The sequence below is a fragment of the Methylobacterium sp. NMS14P genome (assembly GCF_028583545.1).
Lineage (GTDB): Bacteria > Pseudomonadota > Alphaproteobacteria > Rhizobiales > Beijerinckiaceae > Methylobacterium.
The window spans coordinates 2,394,341-2,411,365 of record NZ_CP087106.1 but is presented as its reverse complement, the minus strand read 5'-3'; the positions used below and the strand labels follow the sequence as shown (position 1 = coordinate 2,411,365).

Genomic DNA, 17,025 nt, shown 5'->3' with positions numbered 1-17,025 from the left:
GGAGCCGCCGTCAGAGGTAGCTCAGGGCCGGCCAGGTCGAGGCCCGCTTCAGGCGCACCATGGCGCGGCACGCCAGCCAGAGGGGAACGGTCAGGGCGGCCGCGATGAGCCAGAGCGCGAGGGGCGAGCCGGCCTCCACCCGTCCCGACGCTCCGGCGAGGCCCAGCCCCGCGGCACCGTCGTGGAGGACGCGCAGCAGCGCGAGGTGCAGCAGGTAGAAGAACAGCGGCGCGCCGCCGAAGACGCGCAGGCCGCCGAGGAGCCGCCGCGGCAGCGTCTCGAACAGCGCCAGCAGGCCGAGGCCGAGCCCGAGCGTCAGCAACAGGAAATCGGCCGAGGGCGGGTACTTGGTCAGGTTGACGAAGGACAGCGCGGTGGCGAGCGGCGTGGCCCCCGTCTGCCACGGCACCGGCTCGCCGTAGCCGTTGAGCGCGCGCAGGGTGAGGAAACCGACCAGGGCAACCGCACCGAGCCCGAGGAGGCCCGCGCGCCGGCGCGCGGCGTCGACCCCGCCGGCGAAGAGCGGCCCGAGGGCGTAGCCCGCCGCGATCACGCCGATCCAGGGCAGGAGCGGGTACGAGGTCCGCGCCAGGCCGCCCCAGGGCAGCGCGATCACCCCGCGCTGGTGCAGGATCGACCAGAGCACGTAGCCCGGCTCGTCCGCCCGGATCGCTACCCCGTCGAGCAGGTTGTGGCCGAGCATGAGCGCCAGGGCCCCGGCCACGAGGGCGGCCTGCGGCAGCCAGAGCAGCCCGGCCAGCGCCACCATGCAGAGACCGATCACCCAGATCACCTGCAGGTACAGGATCGGCGGCCGGACGCTGCCGGCCCAGGCGACGTTGACGAGCGTCACCTCCAGCAGGATCAGGAGCAGCCCGCGCTTGAGCAGGAAGGCGGCGGCCCCCCGCCTGCCGTGCTTCTGCCCGTAGAGGTGGGCCGAGAGGCCGGTGAGCAGGACGAAGACCGGCGCGCAGAGGTGCGAGGCCGCCCGCGTCAGGAACAGGTCGGGCGGCGTCGCGGCGAGGTCCATCGGGTCGCGGACCTGCGCGTGCAGGTAGAAGAACTCCCGCACGTGGTCGACGAGCATCAGCAGCATCACCAGCCCGCGCAGGGCGTCGATGGAGCCGACGCGCCGGGATGCCGCCGGACCGCCGGTCGCGGCGGCGGGCGCCCGGGAACGTGAGACCATCAGGAGCGCGCCGTCGTGCTGCGGGTGCCCCGCAGGGGCGCGCCGGTGCCGACCCGGACGCCGGCGATCGCGCGGATTGCCGGCGGCGTTCGACCGGCGCGGTCCTGGCGGCGGCTCGCACGGGCGCCGGCCTGGGAGTGGAGGGCCTGCGAGTGGAGGGCCTGCGGGTCGGTGATCAGGACATTCTCCTGCGCGAGGGGGCGAGGCGCGTCGGTCACGCCGCGGCGGGTGCGGCGGTCGCGCGCGATCCCGGTCTCGTAGCCGAACCCGGCCTCGGGGCGAAGGGTCGGTCGGCCCCGCCGACGCCGGTGTCGGACCGGAATGGGGCCGCCGCGCCGCGCCCGCGGCACGTCCGTGGCACGTCCGTGGCACGTCCGGGACACGGTCAGCCGGCCCGGATCACCGCGCCTGCCGCTCGCGGGCGTACCGGATCGGCGGCCGACCGACGTGCCGGGCGAAGGCGACGCTGAACGTGCTCGCCGAACTGTAGCCCACCCGCTCCGCCACCTCGGCCATCCCGACCGCCCCGCGGCTCAGCAGATCCTTCGCCAGCGCCATCCGCCACGCCAGCAGGTACTCCATCGGCGCGACCCCGACCGCGCGGCGGAACCGCTCGAAGAACGTGGACCGGGAGAGGCCCGCCTCCCGCGCGAGCGCGGCCACCGTCCAGCTCTCCGTCGGTCGATCGTGCATCCCCCGCAGCGCGGCGGCGAGCCGGTCGTCGGCGAGGCCGCGCAGCAATCCGGAGGGCGCCGCCGGCCCGGCGGTGGCGCGCAGCGCCTCGATCAGCACGACCTCCAGCAGGCGGGCCAGGACCACGTCGCGGCCGGGCCGGTCGGCGCGCGTCTCCTCGTTCACGAGGCCGAGCAGGGTGGTCAGTCGGGCCGCGCCGCGGACATGCACGTACCGGGGCAGCAGCGACACGAGCAGGTCCGCGTCGCTCGACGCGAAGGCGCAGTGGCCCACGAGCATCCGGACATTCGGCGGCCCCTCGGCGTCGCCGAGCCGGAACACGCCGGGGCCCACCGCGACGGGAGGCAGCGCGGCACCCCGCGGCGGCGGATGGAGGCTGGAGGTGGTGAACGCGTGGGCCGCGGGAATGAGGACGAAGTCGCCCTCGCGGAGCACGATCCCGGCCTCGCCGTCGATCGCGAGACGGCACCCGCCCTCGAGGACGGCCGCGTAGAACGGCCGCCCGGAATACGAGCGCCGCACCGCCCAGGGACCGGACCCGGTGACGAGCTTGGACAGCGGGGCGCTCGGCCGGAGCAGGCCGACCACCTGGGTGAGCGGATCGGGCATTCTCGGACGCTCGCCAACGCGAACCGGACTTGCGCACGTATCAGGTCCGGCCTGCGCTCCCTATCACCCCGTTGCCCCTTCTGCACGGGAGTTCCCATGAACACGATCCTGATCACCGGCTGCTCGTCCGGCTTCGGCCTGGAGACGGCCCGCACCTTCCTCGAACGGGGCTGGCGCGTGGCAGCGACGATGCGCCGGCCGCGGAGCGACCTGCTGCCGCCCTCCGATCGTCTGAGCATCCTGCCGCTGGACGTGACCGACCGCGACAGCGTCGCCCGCGCGGTCGCGGCGGCCGGACCGGTCGACGTCCTGGTCAACAACGCGGGCGTCGGGCTCCTGAACGCGCTGGAGGGCGTCCCGATGGAGGCCGCGCGCGAGGTGTTCGAGACCAACACCCTCGGGACCATCGCGATGACCCGGGCCGTGCTGCCGCAATTCCGGGAGCGCCGCGCGGGCGTCGTCGTCAACGTGACGTCGAGCGTGACGCAGCGCCCGCTGCACCTGCTGTCGGTCTACACGGCGAGCAAGGCGGCGGTGAACGCCTTCACCGAGTCGCTGGCGCTGGAGCTCGAACCGTTCGGCGTGCGCGCGCGGCTGGTCATCCCCGGCCGCGCCCCGGAGACCGCGTTCGGCGCCAACGCGCGCGCCCGCATGGGCATGGACATCCCCGAGGCCTACGCGGCGGTGGCCGCGCAGGTCTTCGCCGGCTTCCAGCACGCGGACGCGGACCTGACCCGGCCCTCGGACGTGGCGGAGGCGGTGTGGCGCGCGGCGACGGACCCGTCATGCCCCATGCGCCTGCCGGCCGGTGCCGACGCTGTGGCGTGGGCAAGGGCGGGCTGAGGCCGGGCTGAGGGCGGGCTTCGGCGGGCGCGGGGCCCGCGCTCAGGACGGATCGGCGAGCGCGCCGGCCTTCCGGCGCAGGCCCAGGGCCTGATGCAGGATGCGGCCGAGCTGCTCGGCCGAGTACGGCTTGTGCAGCAGCGTGAAGTCGTGGGCGTCCGACTGCGCGAGCACGTGGCTGTAGCCCGACGTCAGCACCACGGGCACCTGCGGCGCGCGCCTCCGGAGCTCCTGCGCGAGCGCGACGCCGCCCATTCCGGGCATCACCACGTCCGAGAAGACCAGGTCGAACCGGTTCCCCGCCCGGCCGAGTTCCTCCAGCGCCTCCTCGGCGTTGGCCGCCCAGGTCGGCCGGTAGCCCAGATCCTCCAGGATCTGCGTCGCGAACTGCCCGACGCCGACATTGTCCTCCACGACCAGGACGCGCTGCCCGCTCCCGAGCGGCGCGAGGTCCGCATCCGGCAGGCGGTCACCGGCCGGGCGCTCCTCGGACGGCACCTCCGGCAGGTAGAGGGTGAAGGCGGTGCCGGCACCGAGGGTGCTGCGCACGTCGACGTCGCCGCCCGACTGCTTGGCGAAGCCGAACACCTGGGACAGGCCGAGGCCGGTCCCCTTGCCCACCTCCTTGGTGGTGAAGAACGGCTCGAAGATCCGCCCGATCTGCTCGGGCGGGATGCCCGTGCCGGTGTCGATCAGCGACACCGCCGCGAAGGGCTTCCGGGAGCCGGCATGGCCGCGGATGGCCGGCAGGGCCGCGCCGCAGGTCACGCGGAGGGTCAGCGTGCCTTCCCCGTCCATGGCGTCGCGGGCGTTGACCGCCATGTTGACGAGCGCGGTCTCGAACTGGCTCACGTCCGCGCGGACCGGGCAGGTCGTCTCCGGCACCTCGGTCACGACCTGCACCCGCGCGCCGGTCAGCGTGTCGAGCATGTCGGCGATCGCCCGCACCCTCTGGCCGACGTCGAACACCTCGGGCTTGAGGGCCTGACGGCGGGCGAAGGCCAGCAGCTGGCCCGTGAGCTTCGCGGCCCGCTCCACGGTCTCGGAGACCGCGTCGAGGTAGCGGCGCTTGCGGACCTCCGGCAGATCGGGCCGGCGCAGGAAGTCGACGGACGAGCGGATGATGGTCAGCAGGTTGTTGAAGTCGTGCGCGACGCCGCCGGTGAGCTGGCCGACCGCCTCCAGCTTCTGGGACTGGCGCAGCGCCTCCTGCGCCTGGGCCAGGTCGGCCTGGCCGCGCAGCCGCTCGGTGACGTCCATGACGAACTGGTAGCAGCCCGTGCGCGCGCCCCGCGCGTCGCGCAGGGTGCGGAAGCTGATCTCGTAGCAGGGCCGCGCCCGCCCGGCGTCGCCGAACGCCTCGACCAGGGTGATCTCCTCGCCGGCGAGCCCGCGCCCCCATCCCGCCCGCACCTGCGCCTGGTGCTCGGGCTGGTCGGCCAGCAGGTCGAGCATGTTGTCGCCCACCTTCGGCCTCACGCCGTAGATGCGCGCGAACTCGTCGGCATTCGCCTTGTTGATCGCCAGGATGTTGTAGTCGAGATCCGCGGCCATCACCATGATGTCGGTTCTCTCGACGATCGTGGCGAAGAGATTGCGCTCCGCGGTGCGCTCGGAGACCTGCAGCTCCAGGGTCTCGTTCAGGTGCTGGAGGCGGCGCTCGCTCTCGGCCAGGCGCTGCTCGGCCTCCTTGCGCCGGCTGAGATCGGCCGTGACGATCAGCAGGCTCTTGAGCCTGCCGTCCGCGTCGTCGAGGCGCCGGATGCTGCTGCTGGCCCAGATCGCGCCGCCGTCCGGGCGGAGATACCGCTTGTCGAGGGCGATGCTGCGGTCGGTCTCGAGGGCCCGCGCCAGCGCGGCCGCGCTCGGCGACCGGTCCGCGGGATCGGTCACGTCGGCGACGCCGAGCCGCAGCAGCGCGTCCTCCGAGCGCCCGAGGATGCGGCAGAACTCGGTGTTGACCCGCAGGAAGCGCCCCGCGGCATCCACCTCGGACAGGCCGACCGAGGCGCCGGCGAAGATCGCCGCCAGGTGCTCCTCGCTCCTGCGCAGGGCCGCCTCGGCGCGGGCGCGCTCGATCGCCGCCTTCACGCGCTCGCCGACGTCGCGGATCAGGTTTCCCTCGGCGGTGGTCCAGGCGCGCGGGACCGCGCTCTGCACCGCCAGCAGGCTGACCCACTCCGCGCCGCGGAACAGCACGACGTCGACGAAGGCCGCGACCTCGCGGGACCCGAGGCCGGCGCGCGCCGCGTCGCTGAACCGGAGATCGGCGGCCACGTCCTCGACCGCGACCACGGTCCCGTCGCGGTAGGCGGCCAGGAGATCCGGGCCGAACGCCGCCAGGGAATGCTCCCCCACGATCGAGCCGACGCCCCGGACGTACTCGCGCTCGACCTTCATCAGGCTGCCGCAGATCTCGGCGTAGAAGACGCGGCTCGCCCCGACGCGCTCGCCGAGGCGCCGCGAGGCCACCTCGACGATCTCCGTCGACGCGGTCAGCGGGCGGAGCGTGTCGCTGAGATCCAGCAGGAAGGATTGCCGCTCCTCGTTGTCCCGGCGCGACGCCTCCGTCTCGCGCGGACGGCGCGCGGCGGGCCCGGGGCCGGCGAGCGCCGTGCAGGCCCCGTAGAGACCGGCGACGTCCCCCGCCGTGTCCCGGACCGGCACCAGGGAGAGGGAGACGCGCGCCGCGTCGGCACCGTCGGCCCCGTGGAGGACGTGCTCGCCATCGGCCGTGTGGACCGCGCGGCCGGAATAGGCCCGCTCCACCAGGGGCGCGAGACCGGCCCCGACCCCGTGCCAGACCTCGAGATAGTCCCGGCCGAGGGCCGCCGGATGCCGGTCGCCGAGGATCTGCGCGTAGAGATCGTTGTACAGGAGCCGCCGCTCCGGGCCCCAGACGATGAACATCGGCCGGTTCGCGCCGAACATGATCCCCACGAGGGTGGTCAGGGATTCGGGCCAGGCGAACAGGGCGCCGAGGGGCGTGCGGTCCCAGTCGTGCGCGCGCAGGAGCACGCCCATCGCGCCGCCGTCCGCGAGGAAGGCCGGGTCGCGGATCGGGGCGTCAGATCTGCCGTGCATGGCGTCCTGACGCGGCTTCGAAGGGCATCGGGGATTCCTCGGGCGACGGGGTCGGATGCCGGTCTCGCCCGATCCGTCGGGCGGCCGGCCGCGGTGCGGCGCGCGCCGGCGGATCATCGAGCGCGGGGGTCAGCGCGAAGGTCGACCCGGTCCGTTCGATCGTCGGGGCGGCATCGCGCATCTGGTCGCCCGGCATGCCAGAGCGGTCCCACGAGACGCCGAGCTTGTCAAAGCCAGCTTCGCGATCGCGCTACCCGCCTCGCGGGATCCTGATACCGCCGGAGGATCGGCACACCCCGCCGCGCGTCGTCCGGTCCCCTCAGGAGACGGCGGCCGGATCGCGCACCGTGCGGGCGGAGGCGAGCTGGCGCCGCAGGGTCAGCGCCAGGGCGTTCGAGCGCCACGGCCGCCGGACGATGTCGGCGACGGGAACCGCCGCGAGAAGCTCCGGCTGCACCGCGTCAGTCGCCGACAGCGAGAGCACGATCGGCCGCCCGGAGATCCGTGCGGCCCGGTGCGCGAAGGCGAGGCCCGAGAGATCGGCGAGGCGGTTCTCGACGATCAGCAGATCGAACCGTCCCGGCTCCCGCCGCAGGACGGTCAGGGCCGCCTCGGGGTCCGCGTAGCCGACCGGCTCGTAGCCCAGCGCCGCCAGCGTCTCCTCGTCGTCCTGGACCGACCTGGGCGTGCGCCCGACCAGCATCACGGTCCCGCCGGCCGACGCGCCGCCCTCGACCTGCGGGATCACCGGCAGCCACACCGCGAAGGCGCTGCCCCGGCCCGGCGCGCTGCGCACGTCGAAGGCGCCGTCGTGCTCCTGAACGAACTCGTAGGCCGTGGCGAGCCCCAGGCCGGTCCCGGCCGGGCGGGTGGTGAAGAACGGCTCGAAGATCCGCGCCAGCGTGGCCTCGTCCATGCCGCGGCCGGTGTCGGACACGCGGATCCGGACGTAGTCGCCGGGCCGCAGGGTGCCGTGGGTCAGGGTGCCGGGACGCGGCAGCGCGACGCGGTCGAGCCGCACGTCGACGGCCGCGCCCGGCTCGGAGGCCTGGACGGCGTTGCGGATCAGGTTGTGGACCACCTGCTGCAGCTGCGCCGGCTCGCCGCCGACGCGGGTGCCCTCCGCGGTGCCCGTGAGCGCGATCCTGGCCGGTCCGGCCGTGGAGGCGCGGATCTGCGCCACGGTCTCGTGCACCACCGCGTCCGCCGCGCTGGTGCACTGCGCGGACCGCCCGCGGCGGCCGAAATCGAGGATCTGGCCGGCGATCTCGCGCGCGCGGCCGCCGGCCTGGACCAGCAGCCCGAGATGCTCGGCCGCCCGCCCGGGATGGGCCGGCAGGGCGTCCCCGGCGATCTCGGCGTGGCCCAGCATGACGTTGAGGACGTTGTTGATGTTGTGGGCGACGCCGCTCGCGAAGGTGCCGATCGCCTCGAGCCGCTGCGCGCGGCGCAGGGCCGCCTCGATCTCCCGGCGCTCGGCCCAGACGTGCTGCCGCTCCAGGGCGGCCGCGAAGCTGTCGGCGACGACCTGCAGCAGGCCGCGCGAGTGCCGCAGCCACGGCGGCAGGCCGGAGGTGGTGCGCTCGAAGCACAGCAGGCCGACGATGCGCTCGCCCCGGCGCAGCCGCGCGCAGGCCCACGAGACGACGCCGCGCTCGGCCAGGGACCGGCGCAGCGCCGGCGGCCCTGTCTCGTCCGCCACCTCGACGAAGAGGAGGTCGCTGGCGGCGGCCGCGACGTCGTGGACGAGGGCCTGCTGCGCCGCCGGCCAGCCGCTCGGCGGCGCGAGCCCCGGCCGGTTCCAGAGGTGCACCGCGCCGGTGCCGTCGAGCATGAGGACGTAGCCGTGATCCGTATCGAGACCCTCGCCCACGATGGCGAGGACGTCCACGATGCGCGTGGCGGTCTCGTCGGGCTGGCTCGCCAGGAACCGGTTGGCCGCCCGCGCCACGACGGTCTGGAAGGCCACGGTCCGGCGCAGGATCCGGGTCCCGGCGCGCATCAGCAGGCCCACGCGGACCACGAGGGCGAGGAGCGCCAGGGCGACGGCGTAGAGCGCGAGGCGGAACCCGTCCGCCCGGGCCTGGCGCCGGTCGCGGAGGTCGCGGCGGGCGTCGAGGAGCGCCTCGCGGGCCGCCTCGCTCGACGAGGCCGGCAGCGAGCGCGTGACCGCGTCGACGTGCGGCAGAAGCTCCAGGAGCTGGCGCCCGTGCAGGACGATGGCGTCGACGTCGGCGACCCGGGCGGCCGCCCCGTCGGCGGTGTGGAGCGTGTCGAGGCGGCCCCGGATGTCGGCGAGGCGCGCCGGCGTCGAGTCGCGCACGAGTTCCGAGACCCGGATCTGGAGCGCGGCCACCGCGCGCGCGAGGCCGGGGGCGATGTCGGACTCGGATAGCCGGTCGCTGAGCGAGTCGAAGTAGGCGATCGAGTTCTGCACCAGGGCGTTGCCGGTCTTGAACCGTTCGACCATCTCGGCCTCCCGCTCCACCGCCTCGGCCAGCGCCCGGACGTCGGCATCGCCGGCATTGCTCGCCTGCAGGTCGGCCACGGCCTCCCGCATCTCGCGCAGGTGCGCGACGATGGAGTCGTAGTTGCGCAGCAGGCCGGTCCGGGCCCTCAGCACGTCGTGCTGCATGCGCGACTCGGCCAGCGCCAGGGCGTCGACGGTCCGCTGGGTCGCCACGTAGGCGGCCTCCATCCCGCCGTTGCCGTTGATCAGGAGCCACGTCAGCAGCGCCGCGAGCAGCGCGCCGAGCGTGACGGCCTGCAGGGTCAGTCTCATAGCTGCGGCTTGCCGTCCTGGCGCGCCCCGTCCTGCAACCCCGCGCCGGGCGCCGGCGGCGCGGACAGGGGCCGGCCCTCGTAGGTGCCGGTCAGGGTCCCGAGGAAGGCGACGATCCCGTCGACCTGCGCCGGGGTGAGCTCCCGGCCGAGCTGCGCCCGCGCCATGAGCCGCACCGCCTCGGGGAGCGTGGCGATCCCGCCGTCGTCGAAGTAGGGCGCGGTGACCGCGACGTTGCGCAGGCTGGGCACCCGCAGCACCTCGGCGATCTTGTTGGGGATCGTGACGAAGATCCCGACCTTCTCGAACAGATTGCCGCCGACATTGACCCCCTGGTGGCAGGACGCGCAGCCGATCCGGCGGAACAGGTCGTAGCCCGCCCGCTCCGGGTCGGTGATGGCGCGGGCGTCGCCGCGCAGCCAGCGGTCGAAGCGGCTGTCCGGGGTGAGGAGCGTGCGCTCGAAGCTGTTGATCGCGTCGATCACCGTCTCCCGGTCGGCCGCGCGCCCGTAGGCCGCCTGGAACATCGGGGCGAGCACCGGGTCGCCGCGGACCGTCTGCAGGATCCGCGGCCAGGAGCCGCCCAGGAACTCGGGCCGCGTCAGGGCGAGCTCGGCCTGCTCGCGCAGGCTCGGGATGTCGCCGGCCCAGCCCAGCCGGAAGCTGAGCGCCGCGTTGAAGGCCGTCGGCGTGTTGCGCGGAACCGGCGTGCCGTCGGCGGTCAGGTTCCGGGGCACCGCGCTCGCGCCGCTGGCGCGGATGTCGTGGCAGGTGATGCAGGCCCGGTCGCCCCCGCGCGACAGCCGCGTGTCGGTGAAGAGCAGGCGGCCGATGGCGGCCCGGTCCGGGTCCGCCCCCAGGGTACTCGGCACCGGCGTGATCACACCCAGGGCATCAGTGGCCTCGGCCGAGAGCGCGGCGTCGACCGGCCTCTCGTGCGGCCTCGCGTGCGGCGTCTCGTGCGGCGTCTCGTGGGCGGCCGCCGCGAGGATCGCCAGGACGCTGCCGACGAGCGCGGCGACCACGACGCGGCCTCGGCCGGGACGGGACCGGGCCACGGCTAGAGCTTCTCGACGGTCGTGGTGAGGACGTAGCCGACGCCGCGCTCGGTGACGATCAGGCGCGGCGCGCTCGGGTCCGCCTCCAGCTTGCGGCGCAGCCGCAGGATCTGGACGTCGATGCTGCGGTCGAACACGTCCTCGTGGACGCGCGTGGCCTGCAGCAGCTGCTCGCGGCTCAGCGGGCGCTGGGGCGCGTCGAGGAAGGCCACCAGCAGGGCGTACTCGCCCTTGCTGAGCGCGACATCCGCGCCGTCGGGGTTGGTGAGGCGCCGGCGGCGCCGGTCGAGCACCCAGCCGGCGAAGCGGCTGCGATGGGACTCCTGGACCCGCGCCGGCGCGGGCGCCGCCTCGGCCCGCCGCAGGATGACCCGCACACGCGCGAGCAGCTCGCGCAGGCCGTAGGGCTTCACGAGGTAATCGTCTGCGCCGAGTTCGAGGCCGATCACCCGGTCGATCTCGTCCCGGCGATGGCCGGTGGTGATGATCACCGGCAGATCGCTCCGGGCCCGCAGGTCGCGCAGCAGGTCGAGCCCGTTCTCCGAGCCGAGCCGCAGGTCCAGCACGACGAGGTCGAATTCGGCCTCCGCGAGCCGTTTCTCCGCCTCCGCCCGATTGATCGCCGGGGTCACGGCGACGTCGTGGTCGGCGAAGTGGTCCGAGACGATGCGCTGCATGCCGGCGTCGTCCTCGACGAGGAGGATGCGGGTCGTGCCGGCGCGCGCGCCTCGACCCTGACTCCGGTCCAGACTGGATTCGATCATGGCCACCTCCGGTTCGCGGCGGCCCGCCGCGACGGCACGATCTCGACGCGCCGGCTCGGGGGGCGGGAGGCGCGTCCGGTCGGGCGGTTATCGCCGACCGGAAGACCTTCGCGTCCGTCACCGGTCCGCCCCGGCGGCCTATCTGGGCGCGTCCGGTCATCGGGCCTTACACGGCTGAGTTGATATCACGCCCCCTAAAAGATCGCGCCCTTCATATTGTGCGCAGCAGCACAGCGCGAGCATTCGCGCCCGCTCGTACCGTATCGGACAAACGGAATTCGTCTAGGTTACCGTTGTAACGGGAAACATCCTGGTCGGACACGGGGATGTAACCCGCCAAAACCACGATCATGCTCTCGCAATAGAGAGGTGATCATGCCTGACGCCGCGATCCCGGAGATCCGTCCGCGCCGGCGACGACACTTCGGCGAGTCCGGGCCCGACTTTCGGACTTCGCCGGTTGACCTTGCCGGACCGCCGGGGCGCCCGTCGCGGGAGCGCGACGGCCCGACCGCGTCTCCCGCCGCCGCCCCGCAACCGGCGGGCGGCGGCCTCGGACGATGGCTGCTCGACGCGCTGGTGATCAGCTTCGCGTTCGGCGGCTGCATCCACAGTATCCACCCGGATTACGTCGACTTCCTGCGCGATATCGGCAGCAGAAATCGCCACGCGCTCTGATTGTCCTGCCGTCGGCAGAACAACCTCCTCCAGATCGATCCGGACAGGTCCGCCGCGTCGCGGCCTCACCGCGCGCCTGCGTCGCGGGACATGCCCCCGAGCAGGGCGGGCGTGGCGCCCGCGCGCGATCAGCTTGGGACATCCAGACCATGTCGCTCAATCTCCTCTGCATCTCGTGGGGCACCACGGGCAATCTCAGCCCCGTGCTCACGGCGGCCCGGCAGCTGCGCCGGGCGGGGCACCGCCCGCGCGTCATGGCCGACCCGGCGATGTGCGGGGAGGTCGAGGCGGCGGGCTTCCCGTTCGTCGGGTGGCGCCGGGCCCCGACCGGCCTCGACGCCGATCCGGCCGACTTCTCGGACCTCGCCGACTGGCTGCGCCGGACCATGTTCGCCCCGGCGGGCGCCTACGCGGCCGACACGCTCGACGAGATCCGCCGCCTCCCGACCGACGCCGTCCTGAGCCTCGATCTGCTGCCCGGCTGCACCCTGGCGGCCGAGGCGGCCGACCTGCCGTTCGCGGTCCTGTCGCCGCATGTCAGCATTCGCCCGCTCCCCGGCATTCCGCCCGCCGCGAGCGGCCTGACGCCGCCGCGGACCGAGGCGGAGCGGGACGCGGTGGACGCGGCGACCGCCGCGATCGTGTCGGCGATGGAGCAGGGCCGGCCGGCGCTCAACGCCGCGCGGCGCGCCTTCGGGCTGCCGCCGGTCGCCAGCGCCTTCGCCCATTTCGATCGCGCCGACCGCGTCCTGCTGGCCGTCAGCCGCGCCTTCGACTTCGACACGCAGGCGCTGCCCGCCAACTACCGCTACATCGGCCCGCTGCTCGACGAGCCGGGCTGGTCCCGCGGCGCGCTGACCGCGTGGCCCGGGGCGCGGCGGCCGCGGATCCTGGTCGCCGGCAGCACCGGCGCCCAGAACCAGACCGACCTGCTGCGGCGGGTCGCCCGCGCCGTCGGGTCGGTCGAGGCCGAGACCGTCGTGACGACCGGCCCGAATGTCGGGGCCGGGGCGCTGGACGCTCCCGCCGCCGTCCGCGTCGTGGCGGCCGCCTCCCACGACGCCCTCATGGCGCGGGCCGATCTGGTGGTGTGCCAGGGCGGGCACGGCACGGTCAGCCGCGCGCTGCTGCACGGCGTGCCGCTGCTGGTGATCCCGCTGGCCCGCGACCAGGCCGACAACGCCGCCCGCGTCGCCCTGCGCGGCGCCGGCCTGCGCCTTCCCGCCGGGGCGGGCGAGGCCGAGATCGCCGCGGCCGCGCGCCGGGTCCTGGCGGAGCCGGGTTTCCGCAGGGCCGCCGAGGCCCTCGGGGCGGCCGTGCGGGCCGATCTCGACGCGGGCGGTCTCGTCCGCGAGATCGACGCGATGGTGGCGGCGCGCCGGGATCCCGCGAACCGGGGTGTTGCTCGGGGCGGAGACCGGCTTTGGGCCTGATCCGCGCGTCCGCGCCGGCGCGTTCCCGCATCCGCCCCGGCTCGGCCGCCTTCTCGGCGCTGCTCGGGCTGCTGGCGGCGCTCCCCACCTTCGGGATCGACATGATCCTGCCGAGCCTGTCGGACACGGCGGCCGCGCTGCACGTGCCGGCCACCGCGATGGGCGCGGCCATGGGCGTCTACCTGCTCGGCTTCGGGGGCGCGCTGCTGGTCTACGGGCCGGTCTCGGACCGGCTGGGCCGCAAGCCGGCCGTCGTCTGCGGCTGCCTCCTCCTCGTCGCCGGCAGCCTCGGCTGCGGCGCGGCGCGGTCGCTGCCGGATTACCTGCTGTTCCGGGCGCTGCAGGGGATCGGCGCGGCGGGCCCGGGCATGGCGGTCCTCGCGATGGTGCGCGACCTGTTCGAGGGCGCGGCGGCGCGCGCCCGGATGTCGTTCGTCGTCCTCACCATCAACGTCGTGCCGATGGTGGCCCCGACCGTCGGCGCCGGGCTGATGCATCTCGGCGGCTGGCGGCTGATCCACGCCGCGCCGGTCGCCGCCGCCCTGGCGGCCCTGGTGGCGATCCGGCACATCGACGAGCCCCTGCGGCGGAGCGCGGCCCCCGGGCCGGCCTCCGGGATCCTGCGCGGCTACGGGCGGATGCTGGCGAGCCGGGTCTTCCTCGGCCACGCCCTGTGCAACGCCGCGGCGGCCGGGGCGGTCTTCGCCTACATCACCGGCTCGGCGCTGGTGTTCATCGACGCCCTCGGCCTCGATCCGCTGACCTACGGGCTGGTCTTCGGGGCGAGCTCCCTGTCGGTGATGGTGGGCGCCTTCCTGAACGGGCGCCTCGCGGCCCGGGGCGTCTCGCCGCCGCGGGTGATCGCCGCCGGCCTCGCCCTGGCGACCGGCGCGGCCGCCGCGCTCCTCGTCGCCGCGCTGGCCCGGCCGCCCGCCGCCCTGCCGGTGGTCGCCGCGATGGTCGGCGTGGCCCTGGCCTTCGGCCTCGTCTCGCCCAACGCCGTGCACGGCGCCACGGAGCGCAACCCGGCGGAGGCGGGCGCGGCCAGCGCCGTCGCGGTCTTCCTGCAGATGCTCGGGGCGGCCGTCGCCAGCGACCTCGTGGCCCGGTTCTTCGACGGCCGGTCCGCCCTGTCGATGGCCGCCGTGATGCTCGGCTGCGGCCTCGCGGCCGCCGCCGCCCACGCGGGCCTCGCCCGATCGGCGCCCCGCGCCCCCGCCCAGTCCCACGGAGAACCCGCATGATCTTCGACCCGCCCCCCTGGCCGCCCCTCTACCTGACGCGCGAGGACGGCCGGCTCGCCCATATCGAGGCCGGGCCGCTCACCCCCGAGGGGCAGCCGCTGCTGCTGATCAACGGCTGGACCGGCGATCACGGCATCTTCACGCCGCAGATCCGGCACTTCGCCAAGACGCGCCGCGTCGTGGCGGTCGACCTGCGCGGCCACGGCGCCAGCGACGCGCCGGAGCGCGACTACACGGTCGCGGGCTTCGCCGAGGACGTCGCGTGGCAGAGCCGGACGCTGGGCCTGGTGAAGCCGATCGTGATCGGCCACAGCTTCGGCGGCGCGGTGGCGCTGGAGCTGTGCGGCCGCCACCCCGACCTCGCCGCCGGCCTCGTCATGATCGACTCGATCGTCCTGCCGTCGGCGGACAGGGCGGGCGGCGCCGAGATCGAGCGGCTGCTGGCCGGCGTCGGCGGCCCGGATTACCGGTCCGTCGTCCGCGAGATGGCCTGGGCGATCGGCGGCGCCTACGACCATCCGGCCCGGCGGAAGGCGATCTTCGAGACGTTCATCCTCGGCGGCTGCCAGCGGACGCCGCAGCACGTGGCCTACGGGGCGCTGCGCGACATGGTGCTGCGCCACGATCCCGTCCCGGCCGCGCGCGCCTGCCGGGTCCCGATGGCCTACATCTCGGCGGACGTGCCGCTGGTGGCGGCGGCCCGCGACCTCGACCGGCTGCGGGAACTCTGCCCGCAGCTCGTGACCGCCCAGACGCTGCTGGCGGGCCATTTCAACACGATCGAGGTGGCCGAGCAGGTCAACGCGATGATCGAGCGCTTCCTGGCGGTCGGCCTGAGGCCGCGCGCGCGGTAGCGGGACGCCGCGGCACCAGCGCCGGACGGGCGGGGCGCGTCAGGACGCCCGGCCCGCCTCCGTCCGGTCGCCCAGGAGGCGGCGCGCCGACGAGATGACCTGGAGCGTCTGGGAGCTCAGCTGCTCCTCGCGCGCCCGCACCTCGTAGTGCCTCAGGCGGACGATGAGGCCGTCCTCGTCCGGGATCCCGTGGTCCATACCGCCGATCACGAAGTCGGTGATCGTCCGTCGGAGCAGCGTCTCGAAGACATCGTCCGTATTCGCCAGCCCTGCAACCATGAGGACTTCTCCTTCTGCGAAGCGGCGCCTTTTTCGAAGGATCACGTTACGGCATGATTTCGGAACATCTCACACACCGAATCCGCGGCGCCGGACGTGCTCTTCCGCACAAGCCGGGCGTCGGGGCGCCCGGCTCACCGGAACACCGAATGTTATGGCTGTAATCATCGGCCAAGCTCCCGCAATAATCCTGTAGCTCGGTCTTCCGAGAGTTCTCGCGCAACACAGCAGCGAGACTTCATAGATGAATGCGACCGAAGATCTGACGCGACGGACCGGCCCGACCGACTCCCGGCCCGGCGCCCCGGCCGATGTCCCGACGCTGACGGTGGCGGAGCTGGAGGCCGACCCGCACGGCGTGTTCCGCGCCTGGCGGCCGCGGCTGCCCTTCGTCGGGCACGAGGTCGCGGGCTTCCTGATCCTCCGCGCCCGCGACGTCGATCTGCTGATGCGCGACCCCCGCGCCCAGGCGACCGAGACGCTCTATCCGGAGTCGCGCGCGATCCCCGAGGGCGCGCTGTTCGACATCTTCGCGCACGGCATGCTCACCGCCAACGGCGCGGTCCACCGCCGGCGCCGCTCGCCCTTCACCCGCACCTTCGCGGCCCGTCTGATCGAGGGCCTGCGCCCTCGGATCCGCGTCGCCGCGGAGGGCCTCGTCCGCGACTGGCTGGGGGAGGGGGAGATCGACCTCGTCGCGCGCTACACCGCCCAGATCCCCGCCCAGGCGATCGCCGACATCCTCGGCCTGCCGCGCGACGACATCCCCCGGTTCACGCACCTCGCCTACGAGGTCTCCCGGGTGCTGAGCTTCACCTTCGGACCGGAGGACATCCCGGATCTCGAGGCGGCGGCGGTCGCGCTGCAGGACTACGTGGCCGCGATCCTCGCCGCGCGCCGCTCGGCGCCCCGCGACGATTTCCTGTCGCGCTTCCTCGCGGAGGCCGAGGCGGCCGGCGAGCTCACGCCGCAGGAGGTGGTGATCCAGCTCGTGCAGATGATCATCGGCGGCACCGACACGACCCGGGTCGCCGGCGCCATGCAGGTGGCGCTGCTGCTGCAGCATCCCGAGCAGTGGGCGGCGGTCGGCCGCGATCCCGACCTGATCCCGGGCGCGGTGGCGGAATCCCTCCGCTACGAGCCGAGCGCCGGGTCCGCCGGCCGGGTCGCCCGGGAGGACATCCCCCTCGACGGGCACGTCGTGCCGGCCGGGAGCCTGATGCTGCTCTCGACGCTGTCGGCGATGCGGGACGAGGCGGTCTACGCGCGTCCCGACACCTTCGACATCCGGCGCACCGACCTCCCGCGCCTCCACCCGGTCTTCGGCGGCGGCGCGCACCGGTGCATCGGCGAGGCCCTGGCGCGGGTCGAGCTGGAGGAGGGACTGGGCGCCGTGCTGCGCCTCGCCCCGCGCCTGCGCCTGATCGGTGCGATGCCGGTCCTCCGGGGCCACAGCGGCATCCGCCGCATCGACGCGCTGCGGGTCGCCGCCTAGCGCGGCTCCCGACCCGGGCG

The 17,025-nt window shown here is 74.4% G+C and carries 15 protein-coding genes; 6 read left to right on the top strand and 9 right to left on the bottom strand.

The genetic code is table 11. The features are described from left to right. Positions 1 to 10 precede the first annotated feature (10 nt). The 3 genes from LOK46_RS11430 to LOK46_RS11420 form a co-directional block, all read right to left on the bottom strand. The gene (locus tag LOK46_RS11430) at positions 11 to 1,189 is read right to left on the bottom strand and encodes a DUF1624 domain-containing protein (RefSeq protein ID WP_273563880.1); all 1,179 of its coding nucleotides are present in this window, start codon (positions 1,187 to 1,189) and stop codon (positions 11 to 13) included. Then, entirely contained in the window at positions 1,189 to 1,407 is a 219-nt protein-coding gene (locus LOK46_RS11425; protein ID WP_273563879.1) for a hypothetical protein, read from the bottom strand. The genes LOK46_RS11430 and LOK46_RS11425 overlap by 1 nt, the downstream gene beginning before the upstream one ends. A gap of 181 nt (positions 1,408 to 1,588) precedes the next feature. Next, complete coding sequence (locus LOK46_RS11420) at positions 1,589 to 2,491, bottom strand: AraC family transcriptional regulator (protein WP_273563878.1); 903 nt, start codon at positions 2,489 to 2,491, stop codon at positions 1,589 to 1,591. A 96-nt stretch (positions 2,492 to 2,587) separates the two neighbouring features. Here LOK46_RS11420 and LOK46_RS11415 point away from each other — a divergent pair, with 96 nt between their 5' ends. Further along, positions 2,588 to 3,334 (top strand): SDR family oxidoreductase, encoded by a 747-nt coding sequence (locus LOK46_RS11415; RefSeq protein WP_273563877.1) that lies wholly within the window; start codon positions 2,588 to 2,590, stop codon positions 3,332 to 3,334. 42 nt (positions 3,335 to 3,376) lie between these two features. Here the strand turns inward: LOK46_RS11415 and LOK46_RS11410 are convergent, their stop codons facing one another. From LOK46_RS11410 to LOK46_RS11390, 5 genes are all read right to left on the bottom strand, one after another. Continuing rightward, positions 3,377 to 6,418 carry a PAS domain-containing protein gene (locus tag LOK46_RS11410; protein ID WP_273563876.1) on the bottom strand — a complete coding sequence of 1,014 codons (3,042 nt, stop codon included), beginning with the start codon at positions 6,416 to 6,418 and terminating at the stop codon, positions 3,377 to 3,379. Continuing rightward, positions 6,402 to 6,614, bottom strand: coding sequence for a hypothetical protein (locus tag LOK46_RS11405; RefSeq protein WP_273563875.1), 213 nt, complete (start codon positions 6,612 to 6,614; stop codon positions 6,402 to 6,404). The genes LOK46_RS11410 and LOK46_RS11405 overlap by 17 nt, the downstream gene beginning before the upstream one ends. Positions 6,615 to 6,737: 123 nt before the next feature. Further along, positions 6,738 to 9,200: a two-component system VirA-like sensor kinase gene (locus LOK46_RS11400; protein WP_273563874.1), complete on the bottom strand. Its 2,463-nt coding sequence runs from the start codon at positions 9,198 to 9,200 to the stop codon at positions 6,738 to 6,740. After that, the gene (locus LOK46_RS11395; RefSeq protein WP_273563873.1) at positions 9,197 to 10,258 is read right to left on the bottom strand and encodes a cytochrome-c peroxidase; all 1,062 of its coding nucleotides are present in this window, start codon (positions 10,256 to 10,258) and stop codon (positions 9,197 to 9,199) included. Before LOK46_RS11395 ends, LOK46_RS11400 begins: the two co-directional genes overlap by 4 nt. Positions 10,259 to 10,260: 2 nt before the next feature. Further along, positions 10,261 to 11,022, bottom strand: coding sequence for a response regulator (locus LOK46_RS11390; protein WP_273563872.1), 762 nt, complete (start codon positions 11,020 to 11,022; stop codon positions 10,261 to 10,263). A 375-nt stretch (positions 11,023 to 11,397) separates the two neighbouring features. Between LOK46_RS11390 and LOK46_RS11385 the strand changes: the two genes are divergently transcribed. The 4 genes from LOK46_RS11385 to LOK46_RS11370 all read left to right on the top strand — a co-directional run bounded on the left by LOK46_RS11385 (position 11,398) and on the right by LOK46_RS11370 (position 15,231). Continuing rightward, entirely contained in the window at positions 11,398 to 11,700 is a 303-nt protein-coding gene (locus tag LOK46_RS11385; RefSeq protein WP_273563871.1) for a hypothetical protein, read from the top strand. 149 nt (positions 11,701 to 11,849) lie between these two features. Beyond that, positions 11,850 to 13,133, top strand: coding sequence for a glycosyltransferase (locus LOK46_RS11380; protein WP_273563870.1), 1,284 nt, complete (start codon positions 11,850 to 11,852; stop codon positions 13,131 to 13,133). After that, positions 13,124 to 14,377, top strand: a complete 1,254-nt coding sequence (locus tag LOK46_RS11375) for a Bcr/CflA family efflux MFS transporter (protein WP_273563869.1) — start codon at positions 13,124 to 13,126, stop codon at positions 14,375 to 14,377. The genes LOK46_RS11380 and LOK46_RS11375 overlap by 10 nt, the downstream gene beginning before the upstream one ends. Continuing rightward, positions 14,374 to 15,231: an alpha/beta fold hydrolase gene (locus tag LOK46_RS11370; protein ID WP_273563868.1), complete on the top strand. Its 858-nt coding sequence runs from the start codon at positions 14,374 to 14,376 to the stop codon at positions 15,229 to 15,231. Before LOK46_RS11375 ends, LOK46_RS11370 begins: the two co-directional genes overlap by 4 nt. A 39-nt stretch (positions 15,232 to 15,270) precedes the next feature. Here LOK46_RS11370 and LOK46_RS11365 read toward each other — a convergent pair whose 3' ends face one another. Further along, complete coding sequence (locus LOK46_RS11365) at positions 15,271 to 15,510, bottom strand: hypothetical protein (protein WP_273563867.1); 240 nt, start codon at positions 15,508 to 15,510, stop codon at positions 15,271 to 15,273. 244 nt (positions 15,511 to 15,754) lie between these two features. On the opposite strand from LOK46_RS11365, the gene LOK46_RS11360 reads away from it, so the two are divergent. Further along, complete coding sequence (locus LOK46_RS11360; RefSeq protein ID WP_273563866.1) at positions 15,755 to 17,005, top strand: cytochrome P450; 1,251 nt, start codon at positions 15,755 to 15,757, stop codon at positions 17,003 to 17,005. The last annotated feature ends 20 nt before the right edge of the window (positions 17,006 to 17,025 follow it).

What these genes read in the sequence shown, in the direction of transcription:
- LOK46_RS11400 (WP_273563874.1), bottom strand. Translation starts at nt 9,200, where the DNA reads ATGAGACTGACCCTGCAGGCCGTCACGCTCGGCGCGCTGCTCGCGGCG.
- LOK46_RS11365 (WP_273563867.1), bottom strand. Translation starts at nt 15,510, where the DNA reads ATGGTTGCAGGGCTGGCGAATACGGACGATGTCTTCGAGACGCTGCTC.
- LOK46_RS11380 (WP_273563870.1), top strand. Translation starts at nt 11,850, where the DNA reads ATGTCGCTCAATCTCCTCTGCATCTCGTGGGGCACCACGGGCAATCTC.
- LOK46_RS11415 (WP_273563877.1), top strand. Translation starts at nt 2,588, where the DNA reads ATGAACACGATCCTGATCACCGGCTGCTCGTCCGGCTTCGGCCTGGAG.
- LOK46_RS11370 (WP_273563868.1), top strand. Translation starts at nt 14,374, where the DNA reads ATGATCTTCGACCCGCCCCCCTGGCCGCCCCTCTACCTGACGCGCGAG.
- LOK46_RS11390 (WP_273563872.1), bottom strand. Translation starts at nt 11,022, where the DNA reads ATGATCGAATCCAGTCTGGACCGGAGTCAGGGTCGAGGCGCGCGCGCC.
- LOK46_RS11405 (WP_273563875.1), bottom strand. Translation starts at nt 6,614, where the DNA reads ATGCCGGGCGACCAGATGCGCGATGCCGCCCCGACGATCGAACGGACC.
- LOK46_RS11410 (WP_273563876.1), bottom strand. Translation starts at nt 6,418, where the DNA reads ATGCACGGCAGATCTGACGCCCCGATCCGCGACCCGGCCTTCCTCGCG.
- LOK46_RS11430 (WP_273563880.1), bottom strand. Translation starts at nt 1,189, where the DNA reads ATGGTCTCACGTTCCCGGGCGCCCGCCGCCGCGACCGGCGGTCCGGCG.
- LOK46_RS11420 (WP_273563878.1), bottom strand. Translation starts at nt 2,491, where the DNA reads ATGCCCGATCCGCTCACCCAGGTGGTCGGCCTGCTCCGGCCGAGCGCC.
- LOK46_RS11385 (WP_273563871.1), top strand. Translation starts at nt 11,398, where the DNA reads ATGCCTGACGCCGCGATCCCGGAGATCCGTCCGCGCCGGCGACGACAC.
- LOK46_RS11360 (WP_273563866.1), top strand. Translation starts at nt 15,755, where the DNA reads ATGAATGCGACCGAAGATCTGACGCGACGGACCGGCCCGACCGACTCC.